Origin of the sequence: Enterobacter sp. A8 (assembly GCF_004296595.1) — a bacterium.
GTDB lineage: Bacteria > Pseudomonadota > Gammaproteobacteria > Enterobacterales > Enterobacteriaceae > Enterobacter > Enterobacter cloacae.
Genome location: NZ_SCMF01000004.1, coordinates 89596 through 110774, shown reverse-complemented (window position 1 = coordinate 110774; position 21179 = coordinate 89596). Strand labels below are relative to the sequence as shown.

The 21179-nt window shown below is 56.1% G+C and carries 17 protein-coding genes; 5 read left to right on the top strand and 12 right to left on the bottom strand.

Annotated elements, in window-relative coordinates; all coding sequences use genetic code 11:
* Window positions 1-61 precede the first annotated feature (61 nt).
* Both cybC and pmbA read right to left on the bottom strand, forming a co-directional pair.
* Window positions 62-448, bottom strand: a complete 387-nt coding sequence (gene cybC, locus EQV24_RS16195; protein ID WP_013095348.1) for a cytochrome b562 — start codon at window positions 446-448, stop codon at window positions 62-64.
* A gap of 40 nt (window positions 449-488) precedes the next feature.
* Window positions 489-1841, bottom strand: coding sequence for a metalloprotease PmbA (pmbA, locus tag EQV24_RS16190; RefSeq protein WP_032618803.1), 1353 nt, complete (start codon window positions 1839-1841; stop codon window positions 489-491).
* 95 nt (window positions 1842-1936) lie between these two features.
* Between pmbA and yjgA the strand changes: the two genes are divergently transcribed.
* Complete coding sequence (gene yjgA, locus EQV24_RS16185) at window positions 1937-2488, top strand: ribosome biogenesis factor YjgA (RefSeq protein ID WP_008501414.1); 552 nt, start codon at window positions 1937-1939, stop codon at window positions 2486-2488.
* 103 nt (window positions 2489-2591) lie between these two features.
* Here yjgA and mpl read toward each other — a convergent pair whose 3' ends face one another.
* Window positions 2592-3965 carry a UDP-N-acetylmuramate:L-alanyl-gamma-D-glutamyl-meso-diaminopimelate ligase gene (gene mpl, locus EQV24_RS16180; protein ID WP_013095346.1) on the bottom strand — a complete coding sequence of 458 codons (1374 nt, stop codon included), beginning with the start codon at window positions 3963-3965 and terminating at the stop codon, window positions 2592-2594.
* Between the two features lie 197 nt (window positions 3966-4162).
* On the opposite strand from mpl, the gene fbp reads away from it, so the two are divergent.
* Both fbp and EQV24_RS16170 read left to right on the top strand, forming a co-directional pair.
* On the top strand, window positions 4163-5161 hold the full coding sequence (gene fbp, locus EQV24_RS16175) for a class 1 fructose-bisphosphatase (RefSeq protein ID WP_013095345.1): 999 nt from the start codon (window positions 4163-4165) through the stop codon (window positions 5159-5161).
* A gap of 145 nt (window positions 5162-5306) precedes the next feature.
* Window positions 5307-5666 carry a LysR family transcriptional regulator gene (locus tag EQV24_RS16170; RefSeq protein ID WP_038418557.1) on the top strand — a complete coding sequence of 120 codons (360 nt, stop codon included), beginning with the start codon at window positions 5307-5309 and terminating at the stop codon, window positions 5664-5666.
* Here EQV24_RS16170 and EQV24_RS16165 read toward each other — a convergent pair.
* The 5 genes from EQV24_RS16165 to ytfQ all read right to left on the bottom strand — a co-directional run bounded on the left by EQV24_RS16165 (window position 5638) and on the right by ytfQ (window position 11917).
* Window positions 5638-7209 (bottom strand): methyl-accepting chemotaxis protein, encoded by a 1572-nt coding sequence (locus tag EQV24_RS16165; RefSeq protein ID WP_013095343.1) that lies wholly within the window; start codon window positions 7207-7209, stop codon window positions 5638-5640. The genes EQV24_RS16170 and EQV24_RS16165 overlap by 29 nt on opposite strands.
* A gap of 93 nt (window positions 7210-7302) precedes the next feature.
* Window positions 7303-8304, bottom strand: a complete 1002-nt coding sequence (gene yjfF / locus EQV24_RS16160) for a galactofuranose ABC transporter, permease protein YjfF (protein ID WP_014830436.1) — start codon at window positions 8302-8304, stop codon at window positions 7303-7305.
* Entirely contained in the window at window positions 8291-9316 is a 1026-nt protein-coding gene (ytfT, locus tag EQV24_RS16155) for a galactofuranose ABC transporter, ATP-binding protein YtfT (protein WP_161799150.1), read from the bottom strand. Before ytfT ends, yjfF begins: the two co-directional genes overlap by 14 nt.
* Window positions 9317-9326: 10 nt before the next feature.
* The gene (gene ytfR, locus EQV24_RS16150; protein ID WP_040020472.1) at window positions 9327-10829 is read right to left on the bottom strand and encodes a galactofuranose ABC transporter, ATP-binding protein YtfR; all 1503 of its coding nucleotides are present in this window, start codon (window positions 10827-10829) and stop codon (window positions 9327-9329) included.
* 131 nt (window positions 10830-10960) lie between these two features.
* On the bottom strand, window positions 10961-11917 hold the full coding sequence (gene ytfQ, locus EQV24_RS16145; protein ID WP_014882271.1) for a galactofuranose ABC transporter substrate-binding protein YtfQ: 957 nt from the start codon (window positions 11915-11917) through the stop codon (window positions 10961-10963).
* Window positions 11918-12226: 309 nt separating this feature from the next.
* Here ytfQ and ppa point away from each other — a divergent pair, with 309 nt between their 5' ends.
* The gene (gene ppa, locus EQV24_RS16140; RefSeq protein WP_008501423.1) at window positions 12227-12757 is read left to right on the top strand and encodes an inorganic diphosphatase; all 531 of its coding nucleotides are present in this window, start codon (window positions 12227-12229) and stop codon (window positions 12755-12757) included.
* Between the two features lie 462 nt (window positions 12758-13219).
* Here the strand turns inward: ppa and EQV24_RS16130 are convergent, their stop codons facing one another.
* The 3 genes from EQV24_RS16130 to tamA are packed head-to-tail and all read right to left on the bottom strand — an operon-like array spanning window position 13220 to window position 19073.
* Window positions 13220-13564, bottom strand: coding sequence for a gamma-glutamylcyclotransferase (locus tag EQV24_RS16130; RefSeq protein ID WP_028027890.1), 345 nt, complete (start codon window positions 13562-13564; stop codon window positions 13220-13222).
* A 2-nt stretch (window positions 13565-13566) separates the two neighbouring features.
* On the bottom strand, window positions 13567-17343 hold the full coding sequence (tamB, locus tag EQV24_RS16125; protein ID WP_130626815.1) for an autotransporter assembly complex protein TamB: 3777 nt from the start codon (window positions 17341-17343) through the stop codon (window positions 13567-13569).
* Entirely contained in the window at window positions 17340-19073 is a 1734-nt protein-coding gene (tamA, locus tag EQV24_RS16120) for an autotransporter assembly complex protein TamA (protein WP_013095333.1), read from the bottom strand. The genes tamB and tamA overlap by 4 nt, the downstream gene beginning before the upstream one ends.
* Window positions 19074-19298: 225 nt before the next feature.
* Between tamA and msrA the strand changes: the two genes are divergently transcribed.
* A complete protein-coding gene (gene msrA, locus EQV24_RS16115; protein WP_014830428.1) occupies window positions 19299-19940 on the top strand; it encodes a peptide-methionine (S)-S-oxide reductase MsrA in 642 nt (213 codons plus the stop codon).
* On the opposite strand, the gene EQV24_RS16110 is transcribed toward msrA, so the two are convergent.
* Window positions 19941-20999: a LacI family DNA-binding transcriptional regulator gene (locus EQV24_RS16110; RefSeq protein WP_029882373.1), complete on the bottom strand. Its 1059-nt coding sequence runs from the start codon at window positions 20997-20999 to the stop codon at window positions 19941-19943.
* Between the last annotated feature and the right edge of the window lie 180 nt (window positions 21000-21179).

The following is a 21179-nucleotide window of genomic DNA, read 5'->3' as shown; positions in this document are numbered from 1 at the left end:
GATGCGGGGGCGCTAACTGCGCCCCCGCATACGGGAAAGGACGTACAGCTCAGGCACCCAATTAACGATACTTTTTGTGATACGTGTTACGCGTCGCGACAAACTGGTCGGCTGCCGCCTGGGCTTCCTTCACTTTGCCTTCGTTAGCGAGCTTCAGCGCGCCGTCAATCTGACCGACCAGCACGTCAAAGCCGTGGCGATAGTCCTTCATCTCTGCGCTGTCTGCCGCTTTGCTTTCCAGCTTTGGCGGCGTCGCTTTTTGCGCGTCCAGCGCCGCTTCACGCATTTTGGTCAATGCGCTTTTCATTTCTGCCGCATTGTCCGTTTTCTGAACGACCTTCAGGTTTTGACTGAGGATGTCCATGTTGTCTTCGAGATCGGCAGCAAACGCAGAAGAGCCAAGAACCAGCGTTGAAGCCGCGACGATCGCTAACAGGTGTTTACGCATTGCTCACTTCCTTTTTTATTATTAAAACGCTTTTCGGGTATTACTGGCCGGCGATTTTCATTTCCGGCAGTAATACAGAACCACACTGTATATTGCTACGTGTTTCAATATCGTTACCGACCGTAACGATATTGCGCCACATGTCCTTCAGGTTGCCGGCGATGGTAATTTCGCTCACCGGATACTGAATCTCGCCGTTTTCGACCCAGAAGCCTGCCGCACCGCGAGAGTAGTCTCCGGTAATGCCGCTCACGCCCTGGCCCATCAGTTCTGTCACCACCAGGCCGGTGCCCATCTCTTTCAGCATCTGCTCGAAGTTCAGGCCCTGTCCGGCAATGCGCCAGTTATGGATGCCCCCCGCATGTCCGGTGCTTTTCAGCCCCAGCTTGCGCGCGGAGTAGTTGGTCAGCAGCCACTGGGTCAGAATGCCGTCTTTAACGATATCGCGGCGTTCCGTGCGCACGCCTTCGCTGTCGAACGGCGTGGAGGCCAGCCCTTTCAGCAGGTGCGGGTGCTCTTCAATGGTCAGCCATTCCGGCAGGATCTGTTTGCCCAGTGAGTCGAGCAGGAAGGTCGATTTACGGTAAACTGAGCCGCCCGCGATAGCGCCCACCAGATGGCCAAACAGGCCGGTCGCCACTTCATTGGCAAAAATAACCGGGGCTTTCATGGTGGAGAGCTTACGCGGTGACAGGCGAGACAGCGTGCGTTCAGCACACGCTTTGCCCACCCACTCCGGAGACTGCAAATCCCCCAGCGCGCGGCCGATGGTGTAAGCATAATCCCGCTCCATATCGCCGTTTTCTTCGGCGATCACGCAGCTTGAGAGCGAGTGACGGGTTGAGCAATAGCCCTGCAGCATTCCGTGGCTGTTGCCGAAGACTTTGATGCCGTAGTGGCTGTTGAAGCTGCCGCCTTCGGTATTGGTGATGCGTTTATCCGCCTGCAAAGACGCCTGTTCGGCACGTGCGGCCAGCTCAATGGCTTCGTCCGGGGTAACTTCCGCCGGGTGGAAAAGATCGAGATCCGGGGCATCAAACGCCAGCAGATCTTTATCCGCAACGCCAGCATAAGGATCCGGTGAGGTGTAACGCGCAATATCCAGCGCCGCCTGCACGGTACGGGCAATGGCATCGGGGCTGAGATCGGTAGACGACGCGCTGCCTTTGCGGTTCTGGTGATAGACCGTGATCCCCAGTGCGCCATCGCTGTTGAATTCTACATTCTCCACTTCGCCATAGCGGGTGCTCACGCTAATGCCGGTGGTTTTGCTGACCGCCACTTCGGCGCCATCTGATTTACCTGAAGCGAGCGTCAGCGCGGTGGAGACGGCTTCTTCCAGAATTTTACGCTGCGCTTCAACTTGTGAGGTTACTTTCATCGCAAATGCCATACTGTAAGAGAGAGTTAACTGAAGTCTAACAGAGAACCGTTTTTCAGTGCGCGTCTTAACTGGTAACATTAGCCTCTTTTTTTAAGGAGCCTGACATGACTAAGCAGCCCGAAGACTGGCTCGACGACGTTCCCGGTGATGACATCGAAGACGAAGATGATGAGATCATCTGGGTCAGTAAAAGTGAAATTAAACGCGACGCCGAAGAGTTAAAACAGCTTGGCGCAGAAATGGTGGAACTGGGTAAAAACGCGCTGGATAAGATCCCGCTCGACCAGGATCTGCGTGATGCCATTGAACTGGCACAGAAAATCAAAAAAGAAGGCCGTCGTCGCCAGCTTCAGCTTATCGGTAAAATGCTGCGTCAGCGCGACGTCGATCCGATCCGCCAGGCGCTGGATAAACTGAAAAACCGCCACAACCAGCAGGTTGCGCTGTTCCACAAGCTGGAGCAGATCCGCGACCGTCTGATTGAACAGGGTGATGATGCGGTACCGGAAGTATTGAACCTGTGGCCGGATGCCGACCGCCAGCAGCTGCGTTCACTGATCCGCAACGCGAAGAAAGAGAAAGAAGGGAATAAGCCGCCGAAGTCCGCGCGTCTGATTTTCCAGTATCTGCGCGAGCTGTCTGAGAACGAAGAGTAATCCGTGCGGTTTTGCGCCGGATGGCGGCGTAAACGCCTTATCCGGCCTACAAGGTCGTGCAATGAGTAGGCCCGGTAAGCGCTAGCGCCACCGGGCTTTTTTTTTACTCTGCGGCCTCAGCCTTTTTCGCCAGACCGTCCAGCAGCTTCTGATGGATCCCACCAAAACCGCCGTTACTCATCACCAGGATATGGTCACCCGGCTGAGCGGCTTTCACCACCATATCCGCCAGAGCATCAACATCCGCACTCCAGTGCGCAGGCTGAATGCAGGCATCGGCCACTTCAGCTACCTGCCACGGAATATGCTGCGGCTGCAGCAGGAAGACCTCGTCGGCACGCCCTAAGGATGGCGCGAGATCGTCTTTGCAGATGCCCATTTTCATGGTGTTAGAGCGTGGCTCCAGCACCGCCAGAATGCGCGCGGTACCGCCGACCTTGCCGCGTAACGCTGCAAGCGTCGCCAGAATAGCGGTTGGGTGGTGCGCGAAATCGTCATACACGGTTACGCCGTGGGCTTCACCGCGCAGCTCCAGACGGCGACGGGCATTGATAAATGAACCCAGCGCATTCGCCGCGTCCGCAGGCTGAACACCCACATGGCGTGCGGCAGCGATTGCCATCAGGCCGTTATGCATGTTGTGTTCGCCAACCAGGCCCCACTTCACCTCACCCACTTTCTCGCCGTCGAGCCACACTTCCCACTCCGAGGCATCCACGTTGAGTTTTTTCGCCTGCCAGTGGCCCTGCTCACCCACCAGCTCCTGCTCGCTCCAGCAGCCCATCGCCATGGTCTGCTTAAGATTGATGTCGTTCTCCGGCAGGATGATACGGCCCTGACCCGGAACGATGCGCACCAGGTGGTGGAACTGTTTCTGAATGGCTTTCAGATCGTCAAAGATATCCGCATGATCGAACTCAAGGTTGTTGAGGATCAGCGTGCGCGGGCAGTAGTGTACAAACTTGGAGCGCTTGTCGAAGAACGCACAGTCGTACTCATCGGCTTCGATCACAAAGAACGGGCTCTCCCCCAGACGCGCAGACACGTCGAAATTGCCCGGAACGCCGCCAATGACAAAGCCAGGCTTGTAACCACAGGCTTCAAGGATCCAGGTCGCCATACCGGCGGTGGTGGTTTTACCATGCGTACCGGCCACAGCAACAACCCAACGGTCGCGCAGGACGAAATCATGCAGCCACTGTGGACCAGACATGAACGGAATATTGCGTTCCAGTACCGCCTCAACGCACGGATTACCTCGCGTCATGGCGTTGCCAATGATCACCAGATCCGGCGCGGGATCCAGCTGGCTGGCATCATAACCCTGAATCAGAGAGATGCCCTGTTTTTCCAGGAGCGTGCTCATCGGCGGATACACATTGGCGTCCGAACCTGTCACTTCATGGCCCAGCGAGCGCGCCAGCATTGCCAGTCCGCCCATGAAAGTGCCACAAATCCCCAATATATGAATGCGCATACGTCACTATCCTTCTTCAATGTGGCGCACATTTTACTCACATGTTAGCGGGTGTGAAACGCATTTCAGGTAAATCCGTATATTGCTGGCGCGATTCACCTCTGCGCTACTATTTGAATATTTGTTAAGATTGTTGGGCATTAGTCGTTTTAGTGAACATACAATCGCTCTACTCACAAAGATGCAGGGAAAGTGTTATGAAAACGTTAGGTGAATTTATTGTCGAAAAGCAGCACGAGTTCTCTCATGCTACCGGTGAACTCACTGCTTTGCTGTCGGCAATAAAGCTGGGCGCTAAGATCATCCACCGTGATATCAACAAGGCCGGTCTGGTCGATATCCTGGGTGCCAGCGGTGCCGAGAACGTTCAGGGCGAGGTTCAGCAGAAACTCGATCTGTTCGCAAATGAAAAACTGAAAGCTGCACTGCGCGCGCGCGACATCGTTGCGGGTATCGCCTCTGAAGAAGAAGATGAAATTGTCGTATTCGAAGGGTGTGAACACGCGAAATACGTTGTTCTGATGGATCCGCTGGACGGCTCCTCCAACATCGACGTTAACGTTTCTGTCGGTACCATTTTCTCCATCTACCGCCGCGTCACGCCTGTTGGCACGCCGGTGACAGAAGAAGATTTCCTGCAGCCTGGCAGTCAGCAGGTTGCTGCCGGTTATGTCGTGTATGGCTCCTCCACCATGCTGGTCTACACCACCGGCTGTGGCGTTCATGCCTTTACTTACGATCCGTCGCTGGGCGTATTCTGCCTGTGTCAGGAACGTATGCGCTTCCCGGAGAAGGGAAACACCTACTCCATCAACGAAGGTAACTACATCAAGTTCCCGACTGGCGTGAAGAAGTACATTAAATTCTGCCAGGAAGAAGATAAAGCGACGCAGCGCCCTTACACCTCCCGCTATATCGGTTCCCTGGTTGCGGATTTCCACCGTAACCTGCTGAAAGGCGGCATTTACCTCTACCCAAGCACCGCCAGCCACCCGGACGGGAAGCTGCGTCTGCTGTATGAATGCAACCCGATGGCGTTCCTGGCGGAACAGGCGGGCGGCAAGGCGAGCGATGGTAAAGAGCGCATTCTGGACATCGTGCCAGAAAGTCTGCACCAGCGTCGTTCCTTCTTCGTCGGCAACAACCATATGGTTGAAGACGTTGAACGTTTTATCCGTGAGTATCCGGACGCGTAATCCCTCTCCCGGGGAGCCGCTCTGGCTCCCCAATACATTTATATAATTTACCGTATAAGTGTTTATAAAAAACGCGCTTTAATATTCAGATTCGCTCCTGCATTATTTCCATAACAGTTTGACAGATATTTCCTGGAGCGTACCCGTGACGAAAAATTATTCCCGTGCCAATACCGGCATCGATTTAAATCTTATTCCTGTCTTTATTGAAGTGGTCCGCTGCGGCAGCATGGCGAAGGCCTCTGTCCGGCTGGAGATGTCACGCCCGGCCGTGAGCCTGGCGTTGAAGCGCTTTAGCCAGCTTTTTGCTGAACCGCTATTTATCCGTAAAGGGTTATATCTTGAACCGACGGAAAAAGCGTTAACCTTAACCCACCAGCTGGAAATATTACTCGGTAATATTCACGATAATATTAGCGCGATTAATTCGTCCGAGAATAATACCCTGGTACAGAATGTACCAGGGTCGGGGAATATTATGCGACACTCTGCGTCGTCAGTTTAAATGATGACATGGCTTCCATCAGCTGGCGCGACTGCTCTTCCAGCGAGCGCGTCGCGGCAGAGGATTGCTGTACCAGCGCCGCATTCTGCTGCGCGGTTTCATCCATCTGATTTACCGCAATATTCACCTGTTCAATGCCACGGCTCTGTTCCTGAGACGCGGTGGCAATTTCGCGCATCAGTTTGGTCATGCGCAGCACTTCGGTTGCGATCTCATCCATCGTTTCGCCCGCCTGCTGCGCCAGCTCGCTGCCCTCATTAACGTGAGTCTGCGAGTCGCTGATAAGTGAACGGATCTCTTTTGCCGCATCGGCGCTGCGGCTGGCAAGATTGCGCACCTCGCCCGCAACGACGGCAAAACCGCGCCCCTGCTCGCCCGCACGCGCCGCTTCCACGGAGGCGTTCAGCGCCAGAATGTTGGTCTGGAAGGCAATGCCGTCAATAACGCTCAGAATGTCGGCAATGCGCGCCGAGCTGCCGGAGATATCGCGCATTTTCTCAATTACATAGCAGACCATTTCGCTGCCGTGATCGGCAGTATCCGAGACAGATTTCGCCAGCTGGTGCGCCTGCTCGGCGTTATCCGCGTTGAGTTTCACCGTGGCAGTGATCTCTTCCATGCTGGCGGCGGTCTGCTCCAGCGAGGTCGCGGTGGACTCCGTGCGTTCGGCAAGATCCCTGTTTCCCGCCGTCAGCTCGCGGCTGCCGGTATCAATTTGCGAGCTGGCATCGCGGACCCGCAGCACCGAGTGCATCAGCGACTGGCGCATGCCTTCGATGGCAGCGTTCAGACGGTTGAACTCCTGGCTCGCCGGGGCATTCAGCGTGTGGGTTAAATCCCCCGCGGCGACGTTTTCCAGCTGCGCAATCGACGCCGAGAGCGGCTTGAGCAGCATGTGGCGCAGCACCAGCCAGGCCAGCACAATGATGCCTGCCGTCAGCAGCGCCGCGACAACGATCAGGACCAGAACCCGCGTTTTGCTCGACTGCACGGCGCTGACTTCCGCTTTCCCGCGCGCGTCGCTCCACATCTGGAACGCCTGCATATCGTTATCAAACTGCTTTGCTACCGGAATGAGCTTACTCTCCAGCAGATCGTAATAGCTGTCTGCGCTCTGTTCGTTCAGCGCTTTCAGCATTGGGTTGATCCCCTGTTGGTTATAGGCCGCCAGACTGGCCGCCACCTTATCCAGCAACTGCTGTCCCTGGGGATCGGCCACGCCTGCGTCGATCACGCCTTTCAGCGTTTTTTGCGCCAGGGCGATCTCCTGATTAATGCTTTTCACCGATTTCGCGGCATCGTCCAGCAGACCAATTTCCATCATTCTGACGGCCTGGCCCGCCTCGTTGCGCGCACGAAGGATCAGCGTATAGCCAGAATTGAGCTGCACCATCTGCTCACCCTGAAGGTGGTTGATGCGCTGAAGTGACGAAGAACTCTGTGTGAGGGCATAAATGCCAATGCCGCTGACAATCAGCAGCAGAAGGGTCATAACGGCCAGTAAAGAGAGCAAGCCGGTACGAATCGATAGCGTTTTAAGCATGATGTTATTTCCGGTAGCGAGATATTTCTGGGCATAAAAAAAGAGTATCGGCCGCTACCGGAAAATGTTTAGACTTTAAGCAAATTCAGCATGTTATCGCTCTGTTACTGATGTGTTCACGCGGGTAACAGGCGAGCTCTGGCGGTTCTCCCAGAGCACCGTCAGACCGCGCTGCAGGGCAATAAAAATAAACAGTAAAATGCCGATGGCGATTTTCGTCCACCAGGAGCTGAGCGTGCCGTCAAAGTTGATATAGGTCTGGATCAGCCCCTGGATTGCCACGCCAAACAGTGTTCCCAGCACCGTCCCCACCCCGCCGCTGAGCAGCGTGCCGCCAATCACCACAGAGGCAATCGCATCCAGTTCAACGCCAACCCCGGCCAGCGCGTAACCCGCCTGGGTGTAAATGGAGAAGACAATCCCCGCCAGCGTCGCCAGCCCGGTGGAGAGCATATAGATGCGGATGGTGGTGCTGCGGGTGGAGATCCCCATCAGATTGGCCGAGGTCGCGTTGCCGCCAATAGCGTAGACCTGATTACCAAACCGGGTGCGATGAGCAAGGAAGATACCAATGACCACCACGCCCAGCATCAGCAGCCCCATCGCGCTCAGGCGGCCCCCGCCGGGGATTTTCCACGCCAGGCTGGAGAGCGTGTCGTACACCGGATGGTTGATCGGGATCGACTCCTCAGACACCAGATAACTCACGCCGCGCAGGAAGAACATCCCGGCAAGCGTAATGATAAAGGCCGGGATCTTGAGCGCGTCAATCAGAAGCCCCATAAAGGCACCAAACGCACAGCCCATCACCAGCACCAGCGGAAACGCCACCAGCGGCGAGATGCCCCAGAAACCGATCGCTTTGGCAAGGAACACACCGGTAAAGGCGATCACCGATCCGACGGAGAGATCAATCCCCCCGGAGAGGATCACAAAGGTCATGCCGACCGCGATGATGCCTAAAAAGGCGTTATCCGTCAGAATGTTACAAATCACACGCGTCGAGGCGAACCCCGGGAACTGGGTCAGGCAGTAGAGATAGCCCAGCACAAACACGCCCAGCGTGATCATTAACGGTAAATTACGTTTTATCATGGCCACGGATCCCCTTAATGATGCTGACAAAGCGCGGTGACTGGACGATCAGCACGCAGAGCACGACCACCGCTTTCACCACCTGGTTGAGTTCCGGCTGGAACCCGGAAAGCAGGATCCCGGTGTTCATCCCCTGAATAATCAGCGCACCAATTACCGAGAGCAGCAGGTTAAAGCGCCCGCCCATCAGCGATCCGCCGCCAATAACCACCGCCAGGATCGCATCCAGCTCCAGCCATAACCCGGCGTTGTTAGCATCAGCCCCACGAATATCTGCCGCGACGATCACCCCGGCGATGGCAGCACACACGCCGCTCAATACGTACGTGAGCATCACCATCAGCCGCGTATTGACCCCGGCGTTGCGCGCCGCACGGATGTTGATCCCGACCGCTTCAATGAACATGCCCAGCGCCGTTTTGCGGGTAAAGATCCAGAACACCACCAGCGTCACCAGCGCAATAATCACCGGCGTGGGGAAAAAGAGCAGCTTGCCGCTCCCGAGCCACGCCAGGTTCGGCGAGTTGAAGGTAACAATCTGCCCCGAGGTGATGAGCTGTGCGACACCGCGCCCGGCCACCATCAATATCAGCGTGGCAACAAACGGCTGGATTTTGAGCACCGCCACCAGAATGCCGTTCCACAGTCCGGCCAGCACGCCGGTGCCCAACGCCGCCAGCAGCACCACTGGCAGGCTGTGCCCGGCGACGGTCATTGATGCTGCCGTCGCCCCGGCAATGGCCATCACCGCGCCAACAGAAAGGTCGATCCCGCCGGTGGCGATCACCAGCGTCATACCAATGGCGAGCAGCGCCACCGGCGCGGCGCGGTTTAAAATATCGATCGGGCTGCCGAACAGGCGGCCATCCTGCACGATTATCTGGAAGAAATGCGGTGCGACCAGGCTATCGACCAGCAACACCACCAGCAGCGCGGCGATTTGCGGCGTGCCGGTCGGCCAGTTGAAGCGGCGTTTTGTTTCGCCAGTTTGCGAAAGCGAACGAGACATCACGATTCACTCCTTACGCCGCGATGGCATTCATGATTGCCGGAACGGACAGTTTATCCAGCGGGATCTCTGCCACCTGCTTGCGATCGCGCATGATGATGACGCGATCGGCATAGCCCACCAGCTCCTCCAGTTCAGACGAGATGACCAGCAGCGCCAGCCCGTCCGCGCACAGGGTTTCAATAAGGCGGATAATTTCGGCGTGCGCCCCCACGTCAATGCCGCGGGTCGGTTCATCGAGGATCAGGAACTGAGGTTTGGTCAGTAGCCAGCGGGAAAGCAGTACCTTCTGCTGGTTGCCCCCGGAGAGGAACTCTATCGGCTGTTCTGCGCTCGGGGTACGGATACCGAGCTGGCGAATAAAGCGCTCGGCAATGGCGTTTTGCTCTTTCCGTGGGATCGGCCGCAGCCAGCCGCGCTGCGCCTGTAAGGCCAGAATGATATTTTCCCGCACCGAGGCGGCGGCAATAATGCCATCCGTTTTTCTGTCTTCCGGGCAGAAGCCCACACCCAGACAGGAGGCCTGATGTGGCGAGCGCAGGGTTTGCGGTTTACCTTTGATCAGCGCGGTGCCGCTGTCTGCAGGCTTGATCCCGAAGATCACCTCGGCGGTTTCGGTACGGCCCGAGCCTAACAGGCCCGCCAGACCGACAATTTCACCGGGGCGCACCTCCAGGTTAAACGGCGAGATGACCCCTTTCTTGCCGAAATCACTGAACGCGGCGACCGGTTTCTCACTCAGCAGCGTACGGCCGGCACGCTGGAGCGCATTGGACTCCAGCTCGCGGCCGAGCATCATTTTGACCAGTTCAATCTGCGGCAGCTCGCGGGTTTCGCGGCAGCCGACAAAACTGCCGTTGCGCAGCACCGTAATGCGATCGCTCACCTCATACACCTGATCGAGGAAATGGGTGACGAAGATCAGGCTCACGCCCTGATTGCGCAGCTGGCGCATCAGGGTAAAGAGCATCTCCACTTCCTGGGTATCGAGGCTGGCGGTGGGCTCATCAAGGATCAGCACTTTTGCCGAGAGGTCGATAGCGCGACAAATGGCGACAATCTGCTGCATGGCGACGGAAAAACGGTTCAGCGGCTCGCGTACGTCGAGAGAGAAGCCGTAAGACGCCATCAGTTTTGTCGCCCGCGCTTCCATCTCCTTGCGGCGCAGCAGGCCAAAGCGTCGTGGCTCCCGGCCAATAAACAGGTTATCCGCGACCGACATGTTCGGCAGCAGGTTCACCTCCTGGTACACCGTCCCGATCCCCAACTGCTGCGCATGGGCGGTATTTTTGGGTGATATGGCGTTACCTTCCAGCCAGATGGTGCCGCGATCGGCGTGATAAACCCCGGTCAGGGCTTTAATCAGCGTCGATTTCCCCGCACCGTTCTCGCCCAGCAACGCCATGATCTCGCCGCGTCGCAGGCTAAAATCAACGTTATCCAGCGCTTTTACGCCGGGGAAGAATTTACTCAAGCCCTCTGTGCGGAGGATTTCCTGGTGTTGTTCAGTGGTCATGGTTTTCCCCCTCACCCTGACCCTCTCCCCGGAGGGGAGAGGGGACTATTCGTGCCAGTCTTTAATTTTCTGCCCAAACTGCCCTTTTCCCTCTCCCCTCCGGGGAGAGGGCTAGGGTGAGGGGGCTGAGCTTAGTAGCCCATATTTTTCTTCTTCTCTAACTCTTCTTTCGCGGTATCCGGCAGGTAGAGGGTAGATTTGGTGACCGTCACCTTCTCAGGCATCGTGCCGTCCTTCTTGAATTTCTCCAGCGCATCGAATGCCGGACCGGCCATGTTTGGCGTGAGCTCCACGCTGGCGTTGGCTTCGCCGTCGATCATCGCTTTGTAGATGTCCGGCACGCCGTCGATAGAGCCGGTGAGAATATCTTTGCCCGGTTTCAGGCCCGCTTCTTTAATGGCCTGAATCGCCCCGATCACCATGTCATCGTTGTGGGCGTAAACCATGCAGATGTTCTTGCCGTTGTTTTCAGCTTTGATAAAGCTCTCCATGACCTCTTTACCTTTACTGCGGGTAAAGTCGCCGGACTGAGAACGGATAATTTTAATGTTTGGCGCTTTGGCGATGGCCTCAGCAAACCCCTTCTTACGGTCGATGGCCACGCTCGCGCCGACCGTACCCTGCAGCTCAACGACGTTACACGGCTTGCCATCCACCTGTTTCACCAGCCAGTCACCAATTAATTGCCCTTCAAGAACGTTGTTGGCGGTCACGGTGGTCATATAGAGAGATTTGTCTTTTACATCGATGGAACGATCGAGCAGGAAGACCGGGATCTCAGCATCTTTCGCTTCCTTCAGGACTGGCTCCCAGCCGGTCGCCACAACGGGCGCAATAAAGATGGCATCCACACCCTGCGCAATAAACGAACGCACGGCTTTAATCTGGTTTTCCTGTTTTTGCTGACCATCGGCGATCTTCAGCGTGATGCCGCGTTTCTGGGCCTCGCTTTTCGCAACGTTGGTTTCTGCCGCACGCCAGCCTGATTCAGAGCCGACCTGCGAAAATCCTACGGTTAAAGGTGCGGCCATCGCCATAGACGACATGGCTGCCGAAACTGCTGTGACAAGAAGTAAGCGCTTCCACATATGAACGTCCTCGTAGGGTGAGTTATTGTTGGTTAAAAGATGTTCTGCGAAATGACTATAGCCAATGAAATATGTAACGAATTGCGTTACATCACACTTCAGAAAAGTGAATAAAACGTTAATCACAAGTTTGTAATCGCTTTCATTTCTCCATGAAAAATGCGGCTGAGTTTATGGATTTTTCTGCCATGGAATCGGTCTGAAAAGTGAGACGAACGCGTTGAGAAGACGAAAACAGGCGGAGACATTCAGCGCCAGTTGGCTATAATACCTGCCACTTGTTTACCATCCATTTTAAAGGACACAGACATGAGCTTACTCAACGTCCCTGCGGGTAAAGAACTGCCAGAAGACATCTACGTTGTTATCGAAATCCCGGCTAACGCAGATCCTATCAAATACGAAGTGGACAAAGAGAGCGGTGCGCTGTTTGTAGACCGTTTCATGTCTACCGCGATGTTCTATCCATGCAACTACGGTTACATCAACCACACCCTGTCTCTGGACGGTGACCCGGTTGACGTGCTGGTTCCAACGCCATACCCACTGCAGCCAGGCGCAGTCATTCGCTGCCGCCCAGTTGGCGTGCTGAAAATGACCGACGAATCCGGCGAAGATGCGAAACTGGTTGCGGTACCGCACACCAAGCTGAGCAAAGAGTACGATCACATCAAAGATGTGAACGACCTGCCAGAACTGCTGAAAGCGCAGATCACTCACTTCTTCGAGCACTACAAAGACCTCGAAAAAGGCAAGTGGGTTAAAGTTGACGGCTGGGACAACGCAGAAGCGGCGAAAGCAGAAATCATCGCCTCTTTCGAACGCGCTGCTAAGAAGTAATTCTTACCGCACATCGATAAAGCCCCGCTGGTCGGGGCTTTTTTTTGCCATTGAAAAACCAGAATACTCCTGACCGTCGCGATCGTGAGCGTTATGCATGCTAAGTTTCTTTCTTCAAAGCATAAAGATGGGCTACATAAAGGCGTTTGACTGTTACGGCAAAGACAGTAAATGGCAGTATCTCTGCATCCTGGCATTCCAGCTTGCCTGGTTTTTGGGGTACTTATGGATCCCTTATCGAAGTGATTATGCGATTCTGCTGTTTTTACTGTTTATCCTGCCCGTCATTTCAAGCAATACGCGGTGCATAAACTACTATGGCCGTTCACGCGCTTTGTGCCTGTTATGGCTTATTGCCCCGTACATCATGCTGTTTGTTCCTCTGTTTTTAACCCGTCGCCGGGATACAGAAGAGAGTTGAAGGCACAAAAAACAACGCCACCTCACGGTGGCGTTGTTTTTTCAGTACTGGTCTCTGTCTAACCAGTTACCGCTTACAATCCGCGTTAACCCTTCGACCGGACGCTGGTAGACGTACATCCACGCACTTCCGTACGGCGTCTGGATCAACTGGCGCGCGTATTCACCGCCCCTGGTGCGCAAGGCATCAAGTTCGGCAAGTGTCGCGTTATCAATACGATAAACTTCACCGTGTACTGTTCCTTCGCCGGGAACCGCGCCTGGATAGTGGCCCAGGCTGTACAACTGGTAGTTTTCGATATTGTAATTCCCAAGCAACAGGGCATTGGTCATCCAGTGACTGTTGCCTTGCTTGGTTCGTAAACTGCCGTAGACAAATATTCGCATTGCTAAAACTCAAACTGATAGAGCAGATCAAGTGCCTGGTCTACGCCGGACACTGCTTCCAGATATAGCTTAGGCATCAGGCGATAGCGTAACGTGAGAGTTGCCAGCGAGTCAAAGATCCCCACGCCATATTTTACCTGCAGACCCGGCAATACATAGCCGCTGACCACCACCTGCGAGGAGTCACCCACGCCCTGGGTGTCCAGCGCCAGATTGCTTACGCCGAACGTCTCACCGATTTTACCCACAACCTGACCACTTTGTGCAACCCCCAGACCCACTAACATTGAGGTCATCGCTGCACTGTCGCTTTGGCCGCTATCCAGGCCCTGACCACGCAGCAGGTAAGAGAGTGCTTCCTGCTGGGACATCGCAGGGTCGGAGAAGATCTCCGCCTTCGGTTCATCGGCCGAACCGGTGACGCGCACGCCCGCAATCACGTCGTTTTCTGTCGCTTCCGGGTTACGAATCGCTTCAATGTTGAGCAGCGGCTGATCCGGCGGACCGGAGAACAGCAGTTCACCTTTACGCACTATCAAATCCTGACCATAAGCATGGAAGCGCCCTTCAGGAATGTTGATCTGCCCGTTCAGGCCAAGCCCCTGTCTGTCCTGCGCCACTTTCAGGTCACCCGTCAGGCGTGCCTTCAGCCCAAACGCGTTCAGACGAACGTTATTCCCCACATGCACGGTAAGATTGCTGTTGATCGGAATGCCCGCGCTTTGCTGATTAATCGGCTTGAGGTTATCGTCGAGCATCACTTCATCACTGGAGACGCCCACCGCGCTTTCCGGCACCTCGTGAACCACGATGCGCGCCCACGGCACGTCCACGTTCCCGTCGAGGGTAAAGAGGCTCGGCGTTGCTTCAAAGACGATATCCGGCGAGACATCCAGGCGTACCATCGGCGGTACGGTGATCCTCACCTTGCTGCCTTTCGCGGCGATACGGGCGCGCCAGTTATCAAGCTGGCTCCAGTCGGCGTCACCGCTGAGGTTGATTTGCCCCTGCTGGGTCAACACCGAACCGTTCAGCGTTGAGCTCATCCCGTTGAAGTTCATCGTAATCTGGCTTGGCTGCATATCGAACGGCATAAAGTTGCCGTCGATATCCACACCGTTTAGCTGCATCTGGCCGAACAGCTGCGGGCTTTGCGCGTTGCCCGCCAGCCGCAGGTTCGCGTTGAGCATCCCCGCCGCTTTTTCACCGCGCGAGAAAATCGGGTTAACCATCGCCAGGTTGAAGTTGCGAATAGAGACGTTCCCGCCCAGATTACGTCGCCCTTGTGGGTCGGTAATCTGCACCTTACCGTCGAACTGGCCATTATTGGTCAGGCGGATAAGCCACCCCAGCTCGGCCCGGTTGTTGTGCAGATCGGCGCTCAGGTTCAGGGTATCAAACGCCACCGGCAGCGGCGCGTTGTTGACATCCTGTGTCACCTTCACGTTGCGGCCAGAAAGCGTCACGCTGCCCTGTGGCAGCCCCTCTTTGGTGGTGTCCCAGGCCACATCAGCCTTCCCGCTAAAGACGCCGCTCGCCTGAGTGGTATCCGGCATGAACGGTTTTAACATCGCCAGATCAAAACGATTGAGGGTGATCTGCGCGCGCCCTTCCGCTCCCGCGTCGATGGTCTGCGGCACGCACAGCTCCGCATTCGGGTTGGTCCAGCAGTGTGGGCCAATGCTGATCTTTTGTTCGGCATTGCGGTAGTCCAGGGCAATAGCGCGTGACAGCACCAGTGGCCCTACCGGGGTGTTGAAACGGGTGTTGTCGAGCGTCCCTTTCCAGCGCTCCGCCTTGCGGTCGAAGCTCCCCGTCAGGTGAAGCTGCCCGGAAACCGGCTCGCCCTGCACGCGCAGCTGGAGATCGTGCTGCTTCTCGTTGCCTTTGGCGTCCAGGGTCACCAGATTAATGTTCACGTCCGGCTGAGAAATGCGCTCCACGCGCAGGTTCAGGTTACCGCCGATCTGATCGGTGGATTTCACATCCCCGTCAACGCGCACACGGGCGATGGACAGCTCCTGCCAGCGCAGGTTACTGGCCGTGATATCCGCCAGCAACTGCGGTGCATCCACCGTGCCGCGCACCTTAAGCAGCCCCTTCGCCGTGCCGCCAAGCCCCGGAAGGGCGTTATCCAGATTCGGCGCATCGATAGTGGCGTCGAGGTTCAGATCTTTCACCCCCAGCTCGCCTTTGATATCCGCCGTGTTGCGGCCCAGCGCCACGTGCAGACCCGGGATCACCCACTGCAGGTAGCTGTTGCCTTTGAGCGAACCTTCTACGTTAACCTTGTTCTGCTTCACGTTACCGGTGAGCTTGATTTCCGGGACATCCATCTGCCACGTGCCGCCGTACAGGCTGCCGCGGGTTTTGATAAGACCGTCCAGTTTTGACGGCCAGTCCGGCACCTCTTTCGCCGTGTTAATCCCCGAGAGCTTCAGCTCACCGCGCCAGCTGATCGCCTGCTGCCAGTCGAGCAGCGCGGTCAGCTCGGTTTTGCCTTCCAGCGCCGCAACGGTCAGTTTGTCGAGATTAACCTGCTGTTCATTCCCTTTTGCATCCAGCGTGATCGTGGCGGGTGGCACGTCCTGGCCCTTCACGGCGGTACGGAACGACAGCGTGTAATCGGTCATCTTGCCGCTCAGCTTCAGCTTCAGGTCATCGGCCTGGAACTGTTTTTCGCCGGTGAACGGCCAGTACAGCTGCTTGCTGACCACCTCAAGGTTAAGTGGCAGTCCGGCTTCCGCCAGCTGGGTTTGCGCGCGCAGAACCATGTCCACCGGGCCGGAGAGATTCACCCCGACATCCAGCTTGTCGCGTAGTGCGCCGCCCACCTTAACCTTCACTTTTTCGCCTTTCAGCGGGTCGATATTGAGCGCGCTGTTCAGGGTAATATCCACCGGCCAGTTGTCACGCAGCAGGGCATGACCCGAAGCATTGACAGAGCCCTGGTTGGTGTCGATATCCAGCGCGTCGAGCTTCATGTTGCCGTCGATGCTGCTGACCTTCAGCAACATGTTATAGACCGTGAGATCGGTGTCGCCAGTCAGACGCAACTGCTCGCCCTTGAACGCTTCGATATTCAGGTTCAGCGGCAGGTGCACGTCCGTCATCTCCGGCAGGACGGGCTTCGAGAACAGATCTTTCAGCGTTTCACCCAGCGGTTTCTCTTCCGGCTGTGGGTTCTGGATCTTCGGCTCGACGATCTCCTCTTGCGCCACGTCCGCCACCTTCGGCAGCACGATCAGCAATCCCTGCAGGGTGGTTGGCGTCAGGGTGAGGTTTTTCTCCTGCCAGCGCAGGCCGGAGGTGAAATCCATCACCGATACGGTGGTGTCATCGATTTTGACATTGACGTTGTCCAGCGCCACCCGATAAAACGCAATCGGGTACGGCGTCGAGAGATTCAGCGGGCCGCTGTCCTCTTCTTCAACCGGCGCTGATTTCGGCATTTTCTCCGAATCAATCGCCACGTTCACATCTTTTAGCGACAGGTCGTTGACGCAGAGCTTACTGTCCCGCAGGCAACCCAGCCTGACGGCAAGGTGAAACTCGCCCGCGTTGACCGCAACGCCAGGCTGCTCGTAGCGAATATTCTTCAGACGTAGATCGCGCCAGCCGCCCGTCACCTGGCCGATTTCCAGCCCGGGTACCCAGCGGTTCGCCGCGTTAAACAGCAGATGCAGGCCGGTTGTCGTGCCCACCAGAAACGCCACCGTACCGAGCAGCAGCACGATAAAAATCAGTACTCCGAGGCTTATCTTCTTCCATAAACTCATAATTCAGGCCCCAGACCGATGTAAAACTGTAAACCGTGTTCTTCTTTGTCACCCACCGGCACAGCGAAGTCGAGCTTGATGGGCCCGACGGGCGACTGCCAGCGCACGCCCACGCCCGCGCCGGTTTTGAAATCACTGCGGCGGATATCGCTCACCGCTTCGCCGCCGTCCACAAACATGGCGCCCCACCATTTTCCGCTGACGTTGTACTGGTACTCCAGCGAGCCGGTCGCCAGCTTGGAGGCCCCGATCAGCTTGCCGTCATCATCTTTAGGCGCGATGGATTTGTATTTGTAGCCGCGGATACTGCGGTCGCCCCCGGCGAAGAAGCGCAGGTCGGGCGGGACTTTGTCGAAGTCGCCGGTTTCAATCCAGCCGAGGTTCCCGCGCATCACAAAGCGGTGTTTGTCATACAGCGTGCGGATCCAGACGTTTTGCGCCTGAATCACCGAGAAATCCACATCGGAACCCCACATGGTGTTGGAGTAATCGATAGAGTAACGCTGGGAATCGCCCCAGGTCGGCATCAGGCCGCCGCGTGAGCGGGTACGGCTGATCATCACCCCCGGATAGAGCAGCATGGTGGTGTTGGTGACGTTGGCCTGGGTAAAGTGGTCAAGACTCCAGCGCAGGTTAATGGCGCGCTGCCAGCCGCTGGAGAGATCCCAGAATCGGGATACGGCAAGCGTGGTGGAATCCGACTCGGTATCGTTCAGATCGGTACGCTTAAAGCCCCCCTGGACCAGGTAATACTGCTCAAGCGGGTTCTTCAGCAGCGGAATTTTGTAGCTGAAGTCGAGCTGTTGCTCCGGGGCTGAGATACTGGCACTGGTGGTCAGGCTATGGCCGTACGAGTTCATCCACGGCTTTTTCCAGGTCGCCCTCACGCGCGGCCCCACGTCCGTTGAATAGCCAGCCCCGGTCTCAATGGTGTTTTCGGTGCGTGGCGACACCACACCGTGCAGCGGTAATACCTTGGTTTTGCGGGCCTTTTCAAACTCCGGCGCAACGACCACCGAATTAAACCACCCGGTTGCCGACAGGCGGCGGTTCAGCTCGGCCAGATCGCGTGAATGGTAGTAGTCACCCTTTTTGAACGGCACGAGGTTTTGCAGGTACTCTTCACGAATTTGCGAGCCTTCGAACGTCACGTCGCCAAAGCGGTAGCGTTCGCCGCTGTCATAGTCGATATCCCAGAAAGCCTGGCGTCTGCCCAGCGCAATGCCCAGCTGGCTTTTATTGAACTGGCTGTCGAAGTAGCCCTTTCGTAAGGAGACGCTCGTCAGCGATTTTTTGAAACTGTCGTAATCACCGTGATTCAGTACGGTACCGATTTTAGGCCGCGTACTGAGCAGATCCAGATAATCGCGATCGGTACGCGCGCCGCCGCGTAACACCACATTGGTGCCGCCTATCAGCACCGGCTCACCCGGCGAGACGCGGGCAATAAGCACCTGCCGCCCCTTTTTTGGCGGTGGGCGGAGATCGAAATCGATGGTGGGTTCGTAATATCCCAGGGCTTTTAGCCCTTCGCGTATCGCGTCATCCACGCGTGCACGAAAACGCCGGTCCGGCGTCACTTCGTCACTTTCAATCGTCGACAGCTGTGCACGCACGTTTTTTTCCAGCGCCCCGGATAACCCCTCAACCTGCAAACGGACATTCGCCGCGCTGGCAACCCCGCTTGTCAGCAAGACACTGACCAAACATAACTGGCGGATTTTTGTCACGTTCTCTCCTGAATATCCCTGTTTCCACCCTGGAAGCAAATGAAGTGCCGCTCCGCGGCAAAATACGGCCTGTTAGCCAAAAAACCCAATTCTCGGGTTGAAAAAGGGTGTAACACCCAAATATTTCTTATGATTAAATCTAGACTCATTCAGCGCATTTATTGTGTTCAATTAAACGCTTCGTGACAACCTTAACCGAAACATCGCACCCCGGGAGGCCCCATCGTGAGTTTATTCGACAAAAAGCATCTGGTTTCACAAGCAGATGCATTACCGGGACGCAACACCCCTATGCCAGTCGCAACCTTACACGCCGTGAATGGCCATTCCATGACCAACGTACCTGAAGGCATGGAAATCGCCCTGTTTGCCATGGGCTGCTTCTGGGGCGTGGAACGCCTCTACTGGCAGTTGCCTGGCGTCTACAGCACCGCGGCGGGCTACACGGGCGGATATACGCCAAACCCCACCTACCGCGAAGTCTGCTCCGGCGAGACCGGCCATGCTGAAGCCGTACGCGTGGTATACGACCCGTCCGTCATCAGCTATGAACAGCTGCTGCAGGTGTTCTGGGAAAACCACGACCCGGCGCAGGGTATGCGTCAGGGTAATGACCATGGCACCCAGTATCGTTCGGCGATTTATCCGCTCACGCCTGAGCAGGAAGCCGCCGCACTCGCCAGTAAGGAGCGTTTCCAGCAGGCCATGCGCGACGCAGGTGATACGCGCGAGGTGACAACGGAAATCACCACCGCGAAACCGTTCTACTATGCCGAGGACGACCACCAGCAGTATCTGCACAAAAATCCGTACGGCTACTGCGGAATTGGTGGCATCGGCGTGTGCCTGCCGCCTCAGCTTGCCTGATTACTGATCCAGCGCCACGCGAGCCGCGTGGCGCGTGGCATTACTGACTGAGCCGTAATCCATGACTTTGCCCTGCAACAGCAGGTTATAGACCGGCGCCTGAGGTCGGTTGAGCCGCGTTTGCAGCAGGTGTACGGCCTCAATCCCCAGCTCACGGCAGGGCACCGTGACGCCTGTGATCGGTTTTTCCAGACGGTGCGCTAAATTCCATGCAAAATCGGTCGTAATGAGCGAAATGTCTTCCGGAATGCGCAGCCCGTGGCGCGTTAACGCCCTGATCACTCCCTCCGTCATGCTGGTACTGTTCGGGAAAATCACCTCTGGCCACTGCGATCTGTCATGACTTAACAGCCATGCATCCAGCGCCCGCTCGGCCTCCTCTGCCGTAAACCACTCCGTCACCAGCAAATCACGCTGGGGATCAAAGGCCACGTGAAAATGGCGGTACGCCTCTTTAATGCCGTCCAGACGCGCATACAGCGTCTCACGCCGCAGGCAGGTGAGCGTGAGCACACGGCGGTGCCCCTGCTCAAAAAGGTACTGCATGGCGGTGAAACCAATCGCCCGGTGATCGGGTGATACGGCGTCCAGCACCCGATCACGATCAACGGAGTTAATCAATACGCAGGGCTTATTCAGCGTGCTCGCCAGTTTAAAGATGGTGGAATCATCAGTCCCAATAATTATTATTGCGTTGATATTCTTATGGCTGGCCTTTTCCATAAACAATTTCACGTCGGCGTGCTGCTCTTCTAATCCGCAGCAACTGACCCACACGTTATGCGGGGCGCACGCTTCAGCAATGCCTTTGGTCACTTCCAGATAAAAAATGTCTCCACGCCCCTGAAAGGTTCTTTCCGGGGCAAAGACAGCGATACCGTTAATTAACAGCCTTCCGCTTGCCATTGCCTCCAGAACACCTAATTCGCGCGCGGTGCGAACGATCGCGTCACGGGCTTTATCGCTGGCATAAGACTTGCCGCTTAATACCCGCGAAACCGTGCTGACGGAATACCCCGTCAGGGTCGCAATCTCCTCCATTTTTAATCTGCCCGGCATAGTGTGACCTCGCTCTCAATCAGTTTTTGCAAATATTTGCAGAAACAGCGCTTTGATTTTAAAACCAAATTTCAGAGACCCTGGAGATTACTTAAACAGCTTGCGAGTATTCTCACAAAAACACATTGTCGCTGCGGCTCCCCTTTCCTATTTTCCGGTCATCCCTCATTTCAACTGAAA

Excerpts from the sequence above, each read along its gene's own strand:
- EQV24_RS16130 (WP_028027890.1), bottom strand. The coding sequence starts at position 13,564 with ATGCGAATATTTGTCTACGGCAGTTTACGAACCAAGCAAGGCAACAGT.
- ytfQ (WP_014882271.1), bottom strand. The coding sequence starts at position 11,917 with ATGTGGAAGCGCTTACTTCTTGTCACAGCAGTTTCGGCAGCCATGTCG.
- mpl (WP_013095346.1), bottom strand. The coding sequence starts at position 3,965 with ATGCGCATTCATATATTGGGGATTTGTGGCACTTTCATGGGCGGACTG.
- pmbA (WP_032618803.1), bottom strand. The coding sequence starts at position 1,841 with ATGGCATTTGCGATGAAAGTAACCTCACAAGTTGAAGCGCAGCGTAAA.
- ppa (WP_008501423.1), top strand. The coding sequence starts at position 12,227 with ATGAGCTTACTCAACGTCCCTGCGGGTAAAGAACTGCCAGAAGACATC.
- yjfF (WP_014830436.1), bottom strand. The coding sequence starts at position 8,304 with ATGATAAAACGTAATTTACCGTTAATGATCACGCTGGGCGTGTTTGTG.
- tamB (WP_130626815.1), bottom strand. The coding sequence starts at position 17,343 with ATGAGTTTATGGAAGAAGATAAGCCTCGGAGTACTGATTTTTATCGTG.
- cybC (WP_013095348.1), bottom strand. The coding sequence starts at position 448 with ATGCGTAAACACCTGTTAGCGATCGTCGCGGCTTCAACGCTGGTTCTT.
- EQV24_RS16165 (WP_013095343.1), bottom strand. The coding sequence starts at position 7,209 with ATGCTTAAAACGCTATCGATTCGTACCGGCTTGCTCTCTTTACTGGCC.
- ytfR (WP_040020472.1), bottom strand. The coding sequence starts at position 10,829 with ATGACCACTGAACAACACCAGGAAATCCTCCGCACAGAGGGCTTGAGT.
- fbp (WP_013095345.1), top strand. The coding sequence starts at position 4,163 with ATGAAAACGTTAGGTGAATTTATTGTCGAAAAGCAGCACGAGTTCTCT.
- EQV24_RS16110 (WP_029882373.1), bottom strand. The coding sequence starts at position 20,999 with ATGCCGGGCAGATTAAAAATGGAGGAGATTGCGACCCTGACGGGGTAT.
- yjgA (WP_008501414.1), top strand. The coding sequence starts at position 1,937 with ATGACTAAGCAGCCCGAAGACTGGCTCGACGACGTTCCCGGTGATGAC.